This is a genomic window from Micromonospora noduli (assembly GCF_003264365.1).
GTDB lineage: Bacteria > Actinomycetota > Actinomycetes > Mycobacteriales > Micromonosporaceae > Micromonospora > Micromonospora noduli.
Genome location: NZ_PYAK01000025.1, coordinates 62,925 through 75,735 on the forward strand (window position 1 = coordinate 62,925; position 12,811 = coordinate 75,735).

A 12,811-nucleotide genomic window follows, 5' to 3' on the forward strand; every position below is an offset into this window, starting at 1 on the left:
CGTCAATCCTTCCAGCGAGGCTCGACCTCGCACTTCGCGAAAAAGGCTAAGCGGGCCGGGACCCGGAGGTCCGCGGCCCGCTTAGCCCGAGAACTACTGCTGCGGAACGATGCTGACGGTCTTGCGACCGCGCTTGGTGCCGAACAGGACCGAACCGGCGGACAGCGCGAACAGCGTGTCGTCGCCGCCACGGCCGACCAGGTCACCGGGGTGGAACTTGGTGCCACGCTGCCGGATGATGATCTCACCGGCGCTGACGACCTGACCACCGAAGCGCTTCACGCCGAGTCGCTGGGCCGCGGAGTCACGACCGTTACGCGAGCTGGACGCACCCTTTTTGTGAGCCATTGGAGGACGACCTACTTCCCGCTGGAGATGCCGGTCACCTTGACCTGGGTCAACGGCTGGCGGTGACCCTGGCGCTTGTGGTAGCCAGTCTTGTTCTTGAACTTGTGGATCCGGATCTTCGGGCCCTTGGTGTGCGCGGCGATTTCGCCGGACACCGCGACCTCGGCAAGCTTCGCCGCGTCGGTCACCAGGTCGTCACCGTCGACGAGGAGCACCGCGGTGAGCTTCACCGCGTCACCGGGGGCACCGGTGAGCTTCTCGACCTCGATCACGTCGCCCTCGGCGACCTTGTACTGCTTGCCGCCGGTCTTGACGATCGCGTACATCGGAGGCGGACTCCCTGTCGTTGAGGCTGCTGGCGGTCGTTCCCGCAGCGGCTCGCCGGGTAGCAGTGCACGGCGGCGCGGGCACACGGGAACTCGGCACACCAAAGGTGGGCCGCAGGCAAGAGTACGCCATCGCTGGCCCGGACCCCAAACCGGCCCGCCCTGGTCAGCGCGCGCAGAGCTGGTCGAGGCGCTGCTGAAGGCGGTCGAGTTCGGTCTCGTCGATCGACCCGACGTCGGCACCGAGCGCGGAAACCTCGGCGCCGAGGTCGGTGAGCAGCGTCTTGAGCTGCGGATCGTCGGTCCGCTCGGACTGCTCCCGCAGCACGGTCCGCCAGTTCGCCAGCGCCGCCTCGGCCCGTCCCCGGGCGGCCTCGGCCGTGCGGCTGTCCCCGGCGCCCACCGCCGCGAGCATCTGGCCCAGCTCAGCCACGTACGTCCGGACGGCAGTGGTGCTTGCCTCCTGCGCCGCGGCGCAGACCTGGGTGGCGTTGCCGCCCGCCACACCACCGCTGGCCGGCATGCCGGTCGGGCCGGGAGGGGTGCCAGCGGCCGCCGAGCCTGCGCCCTCGGCCGTCCCACCGGTGGAGCAGCCGGTCGCGCCGGAGAGCATGGTGAGCAGGACGGTGACGGCGAGCAGACGGCGCATCTTCTTCTCCTGACCTGGGACGGCCGATCGAGGGCCGGGTGGCCGCAACGGCGAGGTCCCTCCCCCGTCACTTTGCCGGGAGAGGGACCTCGTCAAACACGTGGCCGGTCAGGCGCTCAGGGGCGGGTCCGTCGACGGGCGCCACCGCGACGCGACCGGCGACGGCCGCCACCACCCTCGGTGGTCTCCTCGTCGCCCTCACCGTCAGCGAGCGCGTCCGGGTCGTCCGCCGCGGCCAGCCGCGCCGACTCGCCCTGCTGAGCGTCGGAGATCGCCGGTGCGGCGGCGGTGTCCGACTCGTAGCGGGACAGGTCGTAGCCCATGGTGTCCTGGTAGTCGGCGTCCGGCTCGGCCGTGGTGTCGGTGTCGACGACCTCGACCGCGGTCCGCTCGGCCACGGCCGGGGCGTTCTTGCGCGCCCGGCGACGGGGCGAGGTGGCAGCCTGCTCGGCCGCCGGAGCGGGAGCCACCGCCGAGGCGACCGCCTTGACCTTTTCCCCCGCACCGGCGGGACGCGGCTTCTCCGGCACCGGCTCGGTGTGGATGATGACGCCCCGGCCCTTGCAGCACTCGCAGGTCTCGCTGAACGCCTCCAACAGGCCCGCGCCGATGCGCTTACGGGTCATCTGCACCAGGCCGAGCGACGTGATCTCGGTGACCTGGTGCTTGGTGCGGTCCCGGCCCAGGCACTCGGTGAGCCGGCGCAGCACCAGCTCACGGTTCGACTCCAGCACCATGTCGATGAAGTCGATCACCACGATGCCGCCGATGTCCCGCAGCCGGAGCTGACGGACGATCTCCTCCGCCGCCTCCAGGTTGTTGCGGGTGACGGTCTCCTCCAGGTTGCCCCCGGAGCCGGTGTACTTGCCGGTGTTGACGTCGACGACCGTCATCGCCTCGGTGCGGTCGATCACCAGCGAGCCGCCGGAGGGCAGGAAGACCTTGCGGTCCAGGCCCTTGATGATCTGCTCGTCGATCCGGTACTCGGCGAAGACGTCGCTCGTGCCGACGTGCCGGCGCACCCGGTCGACCAGGTCCGGGGAGACGTGCGACAGGTACGACTCGACCATGTCGTACGACTGCTCACCCTCGATCACCAGCTCGCGGAAGTCCTCGTTGAACAGGTCCCGGACCACCCGGATGACCAGGTCGGGCTCCCCGTAGAGCAGCACCGGAGCGCCACCCTCGGCGGCCTTGGCCTGGATGTCCTCCCACTGCGCCTGGAGCCGCTTGACGTCGCGGGCCAGCTCGTCCTCGGTGGCGCCCTCGGCGGCCGTCCGGACGATCACGCCGGCACCGTCCGGGACGAGCTTCTTGAGCACGTCCCGCAGCCGCTTGCGCTCGTTGTCCGGCAGCTTGCGGCTGATCCCGGAGGCGTTGCCGTTGGGTACGTAGACCAGGTGCCGGCCCGAGAGCGCGATGTGGCTGGTCAGCCGTGCGCCCTTGTGCCCGATCGGGTCCTTGGTGACCTGGACCAGCACCGAGTCGCCGGAGCGCAGCGCCTGCTCGATCGAGCGGGCCCGCCCCTCCAGCCCGGAGGTGTCCCAGTTGACCTCACCGGCGTACAGCACCGCGTTGCGGCCCCGACCGACGTCGACGAACGCGGCCTCCATGCTCGGCAGCACGTTCTGCACCTTGCCGAGGTACACGTTGCCGGCCATTGTTCCCGAGGAGTTGCGGGTGACGTAGTGCTCGACCAGCACGCCGTCCTCCAGGACGGCGATCTGGGTGCGGTCACCGCGCTGGCGGACCGCCATCACCCGGTCGACGGCCTCCCGGCGCGCCAGGAACTCCGACTCGCTGAGGATCGGCGGCCGGGTACGGCGCTGCTCCCGACCGTCCCGGCGGCGCTGGCGCTTGGCCTCCAGCCGGGTCGAGCCGGACACACCCTGCACCTCGTCGACGGTCCGGCGCGGCTCGCGGATCTTCACCACGGTCGGCACGCCGTCGTCCGCCGCACCCTCGGTGTCACCGGCGCCGCGACGGCGACGGCGGCGACGACGACGGGTCAGACCGTCCCCGCCCTCGGACTCCTCGTCCTCGTCGGCCTCCGCCTCTGCCTCGGCGGTCTCTTCCTCGTCGGCCTGCGCCGCTTCCTCGGACTCCTCGTCCTCGGCGTCGTCGGCCCCGCCCTTGCCCCGGCCCCGGCCGCGGCGACCACGCCGGCGGCGGCGGCGCGCGGCGGCGCTGTCCTCGTCGTCCTCATCCGCCTCGGCGGCCTCGTCGGCCTCCTCGGTCGGCTCCTCTTCGGCCTCGATCGCCTCGATCGGCTCCACCGGCTCGACCTCGCGGCGACCACGCCGACGGCGGCGGGACGGCTCGGCGGCCTCCTCGACGGCCGGCTCCTCGGTCGCCGCGGCGGGCTCCACCGGTCGGGTCACCGGAACGGCGTCCGGCTGGGGTGCCATGAACAGCACGGTGGGCGCGGAGAGCGCGGCGCGTCGACGACGGGTACGCGGCTGCTCCGGCTCGATCTCGGCCGGCTCAGCTGTCACACCGGAGACGGCCACACCCGGTGGCACCTCGCCGGAGCGGTCCTGCGCGCCACTGCTCCAGGCCAGATCGGCGGCGGACGTGCCCGGCAGAGCCGGGGAGTCGTTCAACTCGGCCTCGGCCTCGCGCAGGTCGGACTCCGCCGGCTCCTCGGTGAGGTCCGGCTCCTCGACGACCGGCTCCTCGACCGCGGGCGACTCGTCGACGGCGGCCGGCTGCTCGGTGGCGGGCGGCTCCTCGACGGCCGCCGGTGTGGCCTTCTTGCGCCGGGTACGGGTCACCTTGACCGGTGGCACCACCTCGGCCGAGGCCTCCTCCGCGGAGGCGGCGACCAGCGGCTCCTCAGCGGTCTTCTCGACGGGGGTGGCCTTGCGGCGACGCCGGGGGGTCTTCGGTGCGACGTCCAGGTCGCCGGAGACCGGGGCGAAGACCTCCGCCTGCGGCGACTCGACGTGGCCGGCGCCACCGGTGGGCGCCTCGATCGGGGCGTCGGTCTGTTCCGGCTGGTTGAGCGGAGCGGCCCGACGACGGGTCGTCCGGGTACGCCGCACCGGCGCGGCCGGTTCGGCTGCCTCAGCGGGAGTGCTCTCCGCGCCGGCCGGTTCCACCGACGCCGAACCGACGGCCGTGGTGGAGGTCTCGACGGCGGCGCCGTCGGCCGTGGTGCTCTGGTCGGCGGTATCACCGGCCGGCTGTGAACCGGTCCGTTCGCCGCCCTCGGGCTCGTTCTCGAGCATGGACGTTCTCCAGTTCTGGCTAGCCCGGGCGCGGGTGAGCGCTGCCACGCAGGGTCGCCGCAAAAGTGTTTCCGCCGGGCGCGCGTGGTGCGCGACCGCCGAAGTCTGCCTGCCAGAACACCGACCGTCGGTCAGTGCCCAACGATGGCTGCCCCGTCGCGGTCCGCATCCAACGGATCCACGATCGCACCCTGCGCGGTCAACGTGCCCTGAGCCAGCCGTGTCACCCTCGGCGAAACCGGCGGCTCCAGGTCGGCCACCACGCGGAGGCCGGAAAGGACGTCATCGGGCCGTACGGACGGGGTGACCTGCCGCACGACCAGTTCGAGTATCGCACACGGTACGGCCGGCGCCCCGGAAGGCGTCGGCGTAGGCAGTTGGACATCGATCGATATCACGGCGGCTCGGGCGTCGAAAGTGCGTCGACCCTGCTTGGTCATCCGCTCGACCAGCACCTCCTCGGCCGCGACGAACGCGTCCACCGCGGCGCGCAGCACCGCCGTGTCGACCTCAGGCAACTCGATGTGCCAGTGCGACGCCTCGATCCGGTCCGGCAGGTTGCCCCCTTCGGCGATCACGGCGTCCAGGACGTCCAGCCCCGGCGAGAGCGCGGCGTCCAACGCGGCGCGCAACGCCTCCGGGTCGACGGCCGCCTGAAGGGCGATTTCCAGGTACTCCGCCTCACTCGCCACCCCGGTCGGCGCGGCGCTGGCGTAGGAGATCTTCGGGTGCGGGTGGAAACCCTGGGAGAAGGCGACCGGCACAGCGGCCCGGCGCAGCGCGCGCTCGAACGCCCGGGCGAAGTCCCGGTGCGAGGTGAATCGCAGCGGGCCGCGCTTGGCGTACCGGATGCGGACGCGCTGGACGACCGGTGCCTGGCCGCCCTCGGGTTGAGGCTTTCTGGCGATCGTGGGCTCCTCGGGTGTACCTGCGTGTCCGCCCATCCTGGCGCAGGGCTCGTGACGGTACGCAGCCGGGGCGGCCGAACCTCCCGGCAGACGGGCACAAAACGGTCGCCAGGGTCACGGCCACCCGGCGCGGAAAGCCAATGGCCGGCTGGCGACGCGGAGGTCACCAGCCGGCCAGATGATCGGGACCGGTTACCGCTCCCTCGGCGGCGCGGGCGGTGCCCCGCCCGGCGGCGGGCCGTAGCCGGAGGGCGGGGTGTAGTCCGAGGGAGGGGCGTAACCCGATGGACTGGCGTAGCCGGAGGGCGGGGCATACCCGGCAGGAGGCGCCTGGCCGGGTGGGGGCGGGTAGCCCGGCGGTGGGGCGTAACCCGCGTCAGGCGGCGAGTAGGCGCCCTGGGCCGCCCGGTCGAGCACCTCGTCCGGGATGTCGGCGGCCCGGGCCGCCTCCCGCCGGTACCGACGGCGGTTCCAGATGAGGAAGACCACCAGACCCAGCAGCAGGACCAGCACCACTGCGATGCCGATGCCGACCACCATGACCTGCTGGTCGGTCGGACCACCGCGGTCGCCGTGCTGGGTGACGTCGAACTCCTCGTCCGCACCTCCGGCACGGGCCGGGCCCGGGTCGGTCGCTGCGGCGGCCGGGTCGAGCAGCGGGTTGGCGGTGACCGGCGGCACGTTCGCGGTCAGCGCCTTGGTCGGGTCGATCACCCCGAAGCCGTACTGCGGATCCCGCCCGGACACACCGGCGTCCCGCGCGGTCCGGATGATCCGGTTGATCACGTTGGGAGCGCTGAGATCCGGATATTTCGACCGGATCAGCGCGGCGAGACCGGAGACGATCGCGCTGGAGTCGGAGGTCCCGTCGCCCCAGCCGTAGCCCCCCTCGTTGGCGACGTTGTAGATGCCGTCGCCGGGAGCGGCGACCACCGCCTCCGGCCCCTGGACCGAGCCGGACCAGAACGCGCCGCCCCTGGTCGTCCCGGTCACCGCGATCACGCCCGGGGCGTTGGCGGGGCTGCCCACGGCGGTGCGGCCGCTGGCGGTGTTGCCCGCGGAGGCCACCACGACGACGTCATGGTCCAGGGCGTACTTGATTGCGCTCTCTTCCACGGGGTTGGCGAGGCCCGCGCCACCGATGGAAATGTTGATCACCTTGGCGCCGCCGTCGACGGCCATCCGGATGCCCCGAGCCATCCCGGCGCTCTTGTAGACCCCGTCCTCCTTGCGCAACTTGATGGGAAGGATCTTCACACCGGGGGCGATGCCAGTCACACCGTCGCTGCTGCCCTTGGCCGCGATGATGCCGGCCATGTGTGTGCCATGCCCGTCCTCATCGGCTCGACCATCTCCGGAGGCACCGTAGCTGCGACCACCGGCGAGCACCTGACCGCGCAGGTCCGGATGGCCGGCTTCGACACCAGTGTCGATCACGGCCACGACCACGCCTCGCCCGGTCGAGATCTTGTGCGCCTGATCGATCCGGAGCTCGTCCAGATACCACTGCTCGGCCCGTCGGGGCGCGGCTGCCGCCGGCTGAGCGGCCCCCACCACCAGGAGCCCCGCCAGCAGGCAGGCGGTCACTGGCCGGAGGCTTCCGACGTTCACCCTCATCCGTCCATCCTCATCGAAGGACACCCGGGGACGCCCCGTCACCAGGGCCCCACGGATCGTCATCCTCAGTCAACCACGACGAGTGCTCGGAGCCGGTGCCGCCACCGTGCCCGGCGCCGCCCGCGCCGCCCATCATGCCGCCGCCCATCATTCCGGCACCGCCGACGCCCGCACCACGCGCGCCGCCCGCCATCCCGGCGCCGCCGGCGGCCTGGGCCGTGCGCAACGCGTTCGCCGCGCTCGTCATCGGCGGCAGTTTTCCGTTGCCGCCACCCACCATGCCGGGGATGCCGCCCACGCCGATCCCGGCACCGCCGCCGAGGCCACCGCCGGCACCGCCGCCGATCCCGCCGGCCGAGCCGACGCCGGCACCGCCTCCGAAACCGCCGCCGGCGCCACCAAGACCGGCGCTGCCGACCCCGCCGCCGCCGATGCCGCCACCCAGGCCGCCGACCCCGCCAGGGGTGGCGCCAGCCAGACCGCTGCTGTAGCCGGCGTCGCCGTCGGTGTAGCCCGGCAAGCTGGAGCCCGTCGACGGTGACGTGAGCTGACCCGTGCCGCCGGTGGGCGAGCCATCGCCGAGCCCACCGGGCTTGGTCGGGGAGAACGGGTCGACGGTGGACGTCGGACCGCCCGTGTCACCGATGCCCGGCGGCCTGCTGCCTATCGTGGGGCCACCACCGATGTCGGGCTTCCCGCCGATTTCGCCACTGCCGATGTCGGGCCGCCCCGACGGGGGGACCCGGGGGTCGCGACGGAGGTCATCCTCGACGATTCCACTTTCCGGCCTGTTCACGGTGAGCTTCGGACGCTCGGTGTAGACCGCCTGGGGCAGCGGCGCCATCGCGGTGTTCGCCGCGTTCTGATTGTCCCGGTACCAGTTGTCCAGGTGGGCTCCGGTGTCCCACCAGCCGCCCCGCTTCTGGTCACCGGCCTGACCGTCGACCTTCATCGTCGCTTCCAGGTCGTCGGCCTTGTCACGAAACGCGCCATCGGCGTACGAGCCGGGGTTGCTCTGGTAGTCCTTGCGCAGCGCGGCGAGGAACCCCGACGAGCTCTCGCCGTCGCGGGCATCGTCGAGCTCGGTGCCGTTGGGCAGGCTCCACTCGTTGAAGCCGAAGTCGTCCATCAGCGGAATCGGGATCGTGGAGACCGACTTGCGGATGTCGCCCTCGATCCGCGTCAACGCGCCACTGACGTTCGTCGCGTCGGTGATCAGATCCTCGATCTGCTTGCCGATCTTGCCCAGGTGCTCGCGGTACGCGTCACCACCGCCGCCCTTCCAACCGGCGAGCATCCCGGGCAGACCGCCGACGTGCGGGCGTTCCTGGCCCGTCGCGATCGGGCCGACGAACGAACGACCGACGAGCGCGTCCCGCAGTTGTTGCAGGCCGCTGGAGAGGTTGCTCCAGCCGGCTCCGACCGATCCGACCGTTTCCGGGTCCGCGGAGAGCGTCACCTCACGGACGCACCGCTCCCAGGTTCCTCCAGCCATGACGTCCCCCTCAGGCCGTGTACGGGTAGGTGGGTGCACCGCTGGCAGTGGGCGGCGGCGCCGCCGACTCCAGCAGCCGCTCGATCTCCTTGCCGTTGGCGCCGTTGCGCGCCTCGGTGTCGCGGAACGCCTTGGCGATCTCCTCGGTGCCCTCCTTGAGCGCGGCGAGCTTCTGGGAGAGCGTGGTGAGGTGCGCTTCCATGTTCACCGTTGACGCCTCCAGGGCCCGCCACTGCATGACGGCGTCCTCGTACGCGCCGAACGGGGTGCCGTTCGGGACGGTCTGGGCGTTGTTGCTGTCGCCCTTCATCCGCGTCTTGATGCGTTCCATCTCGTACTTGATGGTGTCGTCGATGTACTGCCTGAGCCGCTCGACGTACGTGGCGGCGGCGTCCAGGTCCTCGACGCTGACTTGCAGATCGCCGATGCTCGGCGGCGGGATGCTCCCCATGCGATTCCTCCCCCGTCCCCGACCCGCCGGGTCGGTCCATGTCAGACGCAGCGTATCGAGTCTGACCTAGTCGAGGCAGCCCCAGCCACCAGCACGTGGTACAGATGGCGGCCGATCTCGCGGAAGATCCGGTGTGGGGCCAGCGCGCGGGCCGAGCCCGAACAACGCCAACGGGCCCGCGAGACGCGGACCCGTTGGGCGACATGTTGTATGTGGAGGGTGGTGGGTCACCGCCAGCAGGCACCGCCCGAAGGCGGCGCGGTCAGGGGTGCGAGTGCGAGTGGCCCGACGGGACCTTCATGCCGTTGCCGCCCAGCGGGGTGAGCGGCAGAAGCTTCTTGCCGGTGGGGCCGATCTGGATCTCGGTGTCCATCGATGGGCAGACGCCGCAGTCGAAGCAGGGCGTCCACCGGCAGTCGTCCTGCTCGAACTCGCTGAACGAGTCCTGCCAGTCCTGCCAGAGCCAGTCTTTGTCGAGGCCCGAGTCGAGGTGGTCCCAGGGCAGGACCTCCAGCTCGTCGCGCTGACGGGTGGTGTACCAGTCGAGGTCCACCCCGAACGCGGGCAGCGTCTCGGCCGCCGCATCCACCCAGCGCTGGTACGAGAAGTGCTCGCTCCACCCGTCGAACCGGCCGCCGTTCTCCCAGACCTTGCGGATGACCGAGCCGACCCGGCGGTCACCCCTGGAGAGCAGCCCTTCGATGAGCGACGGCTCACCGTCGTGGTAGCGGTAGCCGATGGCCCGACCCAGCGAGCGGTCCGCGTTGATGGCCTGCTTGAGGATCTTGAGCCGGTGGTCGATGACCTCCGGACGGTCCATCGCTGCCCACTGGAACGGGGTGTGCGGCTTCGGCACGAACCCGCCGATGGAGACCGTGCAGCGGATGTCCTTGGAGCCGGTCGCGGCCCGGCCGGCCCTGATCACCTCGTGGGCCATCTCGGCGATCTCGAGGACGTCTTCGTCGGTCTCGGTGGGCAGGCCGCACATGAAGTAGAGCTTCACCTGCCGCCACCCGTTGGTGTACGCGGTGACGACCGTACGGATCAGGTCTTCCTTCGACACCATCTTGTTGATGACCTTGCGGATCCGCTCCGACCCGCCCTCCGGGGCGAAGGTCAGGCCGGTACGCCGCCCGTTGCGGGACAGCTCCTGCGCGAGGTCGATGTTGAAGGCGTCCACCCGGGTCGAGGGCAGCGACAGCGAGACGTTCGTGCCCTCGTACTGCTGGGCGAGGCCCGAGCACATGTCGCCGATCTCGGAGTGGTCCGCCGAGGAGAGCGACAGCAGGCCGACCTCGGAGAAGCCGGAGAACTCCAGGCCCTCGCGAACCATCTGCGCGACAGTGGTGATCGACCGTTCGCGCACCGGGCGGGTGATCATCCCGGCCTGGCAGAACCGGCAACCCCTGGTGCAGCCCCGGAAGATCTCCACCGCGTACCGCTCGTGCACCGTCTCGGCCAGCGGAACGAGGGGCTTTTTCGGGTACGGCCAGGCGTCCAGGTCCATCGTCGTGCGCTTGTGCACCCGGAACGGCACGTCCGCCCGGTTCGGTACGACCCGCTGGATCCGGCCGTCCGGCAGGTAGTCGACGTCGTAGAAGCGCGGCACGTAGACGCTCTCGGTGCGGGCCAGCCGCAGCAGCAGCTCGTCGCGGCCGCCCGGCGAGCCCTCGGCCTTCCACTCCCGGACGATCGCGGTGATCTCCAGGACCGCCTCCTCGCCGTCGCCGAGCACCGCGGCGTCGATGAAGTCGGCGATCGGCTCCGGGTTGAACGCGGCGTGCCCGCCGGCCACGATCACCGGGTCGGCGTCGGTGCGGTCGGCGGCCAGCATCGGGATGCCGGCCAGGTCGATCGCGGTGAGCATGTTGGTGTAGCCCAGCTCGGTGGAGAAGGAGATGCCGAACACGTCGAACCCGCGCACCGCCCGGTGCGCGTCGACGGTGAACTGCGGCACGCCGTGCTTGCGCATCAGCGTCTCCAGGTCCGGCCAGACCGCGTACGTCCGCTCGGCGAGGGTGTCGGGCAGCTCGTTGAGCACCTCGTAGAGGATCTGCACGCCCTGGTTGGGCAGGCCCACCTCGTAGGCGTCGGGATACATCAGCGCCCAACGCACGGTGGCCGCGTCCCAGTCCTTCGTCACCGCACCCAACTCGCCACCGACGTACTGGATGGGCTTGGAGACCTGGGGTAGCAGCGGCTCGAGCTGGGACCACACGGAGTTGGTCGCGGCCGCGCGCGGCGTCGTGGACGGGGCACTCATGATGCCCAAGGGTACGCGTTCGTCCGGCGGCGATCGCGCGCACGCCCGATCGGCGGTGGTGGCGGCGCGGTACTAACCTCGGATCGGCGCGAGAGGAGATTGCCGCGATGCCGGAGCCCCAGCCGGGAGCACGGCCGGCCGACGGGAGCACCCCGGGCGCGGAGCCGGAGCGGGACCGGGCGGTCGCCGACGAGCCGACCTCCCCACCCGTCCCCCCGGACCAGCCGGAACCCTCGGACCAGCCAGAACCCCCGGACCAGCCGGAACCCTCGGACCAGCCGGAACCCCCGGACCACCCGGAGTCCTCGGACCAGCCGGAGTCCTCGGACCAGCCGGAGTCCTCGGACCAGCCGGAGCCTGCCGCGACCGCGGAGGTCCCGACGCCCAGGTGGAGCGGTTCGGCCCCGGTACCACCGCCGCTGCCCCGCCGACCCGTCTGGGGCGAGTCGGCCGAACCGACCCCTCCCCCGCCGGTGGCCGTCGGGCCGCCGGAGCACCAGACACCGGTCGACCCGTGGGCCGGCGTGGACACCGGCGGCTGGGACCTGCCCTCCGCCGAACTGCCCCCGCTGCCGCCCACGCTGTCGTATCCGACGCCGCCGGACACCCGGCAGTGGTCCGGGCCGCCCGCTCCTCCGGCCGTATCGCGGGACACCCGGCAGTGGTCCGGGCCGCCCGCTTCCCCGGCCGGGCCCCACCCGGTGCCGCCGGCCGCCCCGGGCGCACCGCGGGCCATCGGACCCATGGTGCCGGCCAGACCGATGTCACCACCCGCACCACCCGCGCCGCCGAAGGTGCCGAAGCAACGCCGGGGCCGGCGATCCACCGCGCCACCGCCATCGGCGCCGCCGGGCTGGCAGGCCCCCAAGGGGTACGTGCCGGTACCGGTCCGCCGTCGACGCCGCTGGCCGTGGCTGCTGCTGCTCAGCCTGGCCTGCTGCTGTGGCTGCCCCGCCTACTACGGGTTCCCGATCTCGGCCCAGTACCCGGCGCGCGCGGCGCTGCCCGTCCAGGTGGACGACCTCAGCCTGCGACAGGACGGCCGCAGCACGGAGACCGCCAAGAAGTTGGAGGGCGAGGTACGCAAGGAGCACTGGCTCGCCGAGGACACGTTCGCCGGCGTCTACGCCACGACGAGCGGCAAGCGGGTGACGGTCTTCGGCGGCACCGGCTTCCGGCTGAGCCCGGAGTCGGATGCGGAGGCCGAGATCAGCCGGCTCACCGAGCGGTACGCCCTGGATGCCCCGGAGACCGTGGACACCGGTGTGCGGGGCAGGCACGAACGGTGCGCGGTGGGTAGCGCCGACGGCAGTGCCGTGGTGGTCTGCACGTCGGTCGACCACGGCAGCATCGCCACCGGCGTGTTCACCCGACTCTCCGTCGCCGACAGTGCCGAACTGCTGGGCACCCTGCGCGCCCAGATCGTCCAACCCGAGCGGGGCTGAGCCGCACCCGGGGCGGCCGGGGTGCGGTGATCCGCACCCGGGGCGTTCGGCCCGCGCGCCCGCACCGGCGGCAACAGTC

The 12,811-nt window shown here is 71.9% G+C and carries 10 protein-coding genes; 1 reads left to right on the forward strand and 9 read right to left on the reverse strand.

From position 1 onward, the window contains the following. Positions 1-93: 93 nt before the first annotated feature. The 9 genes from rpmA to GUI43_RS19705 all read right to left on the reverse strand — a co-directional run bounded on the left by rpmA (position 94) and on the right by GUI43_RS19705 (position 11,287). Positions 94-348 (reverse strand): 50S ribosomal protein L27, encoded by a 255-nt coding sequence (rpmA, locus tag GUI43_RS19665; RefSeq protein ID WP_030491740.1) that lies wholly within the window; start codon positions 346-348, stop codon positions 94-96. A gap of 11 nt (positions 349-359) precedes the next feature. Continuing rightward, complete coding sequence (rplU, locus tag GUI43_RS19670; protein WP_007464063.1) at positions 360-674, reverse strand: 50S ribosomal protein L21; 315 nt, start codon at positions 672-674, stop codon at positions 360-362. Between the two features lie 166 nt (positions 675-840). Beyond that, complete coding sequence (locus tag GUI43_RS19675; RefSeq protein ID WP_112585996.1) at positions 841-1,323, reverse strand: hypothetical protein; 483 nt, start codon at positions 1,321-1,323, stop codon at positions 841-843. A gap of 116 nt (positions 1,324-1,439) precedes the next feature. Beyond that, positions 1,440-4,553, reverse strand: a complete 3,114-nt coding sequence (locus tag GUI43_RS19680) for an Rne/Rng family ribonuclease (RefSeq protein ID WP_112585998.1) — start codon at positions 4,551-4,553, stop codon at positions 1,440-1,442. A gap of 131 nt (positions 4,554-4,684) precedes the next feature. Then, positions 4,685-5,497 (reverse strand): TIGR03936 family radical SAM-associated protein, encoded by an 813-nt coding sequence (locus GUI43_RS19685; protein WP_112586001.1) that lies wholly within the window; start codon positions 5,495-5,497, stop codon positions 4,685-4,687. A 156-nt stretch (positions 5,498-5,653) separates the two neighbouring features. Beyond that, entirely contained in the window at positions 5,654-7,078 is a 1,425-nt protein-coding gene (gene mycP, locus GUI43_RS19690; RefSeq protein WP_112699477.1) for a type VII secretion-associated serine protease mycosin, read from the reverse strand. 10 nt (positions 7,079-7,088) lie between these two features. Further along, positions 7,089-8,573, reverse strand: a complete 1,485-nt coding sequence (locus GUI43_RS19695; RefSeq protein ID WP_112586004.1) for a hypothetical protein — start codon at positions 8,571-8,573, stop codon at positions 7,089-7,091. 10 nt (positions 8,574-8,583) lie between these two features. Further along, positions 8,584-9,024: a hypothetical protein gene (locus tag GUI43_RS19700; RefSeq protein WP_112586006.1), complete on the reverse strand. Its 441-nt coding sequence runs from the start codon at positions 9,022-9,024 to the stop codon at positions 8,584-8,586. Positions 9,025-9,286: 262 nt separating this feature from the next. Beyond that, positions 9,287-11,287, reverse strand: coding sequence for a TIGR03960 family B12-binding radical SAM protein (locus GUI43_RS19705; RefSeq protein WP_112642074.1), 2,001 nt, complete (start codon positions 11,285-11,287; stop codon positions 9,287-9,289). A 107-nt stretch (positions 11,288-11,394) separates the two neighbouring features. Between GUI43_RS19705 and GUI43_RS34660 the strand changes: the two genes are divergently transcribed. Then, positions 11,395-12,732, forward strand: a complete 1,338-nt coding sequence (locus GUI43_RS34660) for a hypothetical protein (RefSeq protein WP_225855327.1) — start codon at positions 11,395-11,397, stop codon at positions 12,730-12,732. Positions 12,733-12,811 lie beyond the last annotated feature (79 nt).

What these genes read in the sequence shown, in the direction of transcription:
- GUI43_RS19680 (WP_112585998.1), bottom strand. Translation starts at nt 4,553, where the DNA reads ATGCTCGAGAACGAGCCCGAGGGCGGCGAACGGACCGGTTCACAGCCG.
- mycP (WP_112699477.1), bottom strand. Translation starts at nt 7,078, where the DNA reads ATGAGGGTGAACGTCGGAAGCCTCCGGCCAGTGACCGCCTGCCTGCTG.
- GUI43_RS19685 (WP_112586001.1), bottom strand. Translation starts at nt 5,497, where the DNA reads ATGGGCGGACACGCAGGTACACCCGAGGAGCCCACGATCGCCAGAAAG.
- GUI43_RS19705 (WP_112642074.1), bottom strand. Translation starts at nt 11,287, where the DNA reads ATGAGTGCCCCGTCCACGACGCCGCGCGCGGCCGCGACCAACTCCGTG.
- rplU (WP_007464063.1), bottom strand. Translation starts at nt 674, where the DNA reads ATGTACGCGATCGTCAAGACCGGCGGCAAGCAGTACAAGGTCGCCGAG.
- GUI43_RS19695 (WP_112586004.1), bottom strand. Translation starts at nt 8,573, where the DNA reads ATGGCTGGAGGAACCTGGGAGCGGTGCGTCCGTGAGGTGACGCTCTCC.
- GUI43_RS19675 (WP_112585996.1), bottom strand. Translation starts at nt 1,323, where the DNA reads ATGCGCCGTCTGCTCGCCGTCACCGTCCTGCTCACCATGCTCTCCGGC.
- rpmA (WP_030491740.1), bottom strand. Translation starts at nt 348, where the DNA reads ATGGCTCACAAAAAGGGTGCGTCCAGCTCGCGTAACGGTCGTGACTCC.
- GUI43_RS34660 (WP_225855327.1), top strand. Translation starts at nt 11,395, where the DNA reads ATGCCGGAGCCCCAGCCGGGAGCACGGCCGGCCGACGGGAGCACCCCG.
- GUI43_RS19700 (WP_112586006.1), bottom strand. Translation starts at nt 9,024, where the DNA reads ATGGGGAGCATCCCGCCGCCGAGCATCGGCGATCTGCAAGTCAGCGTC.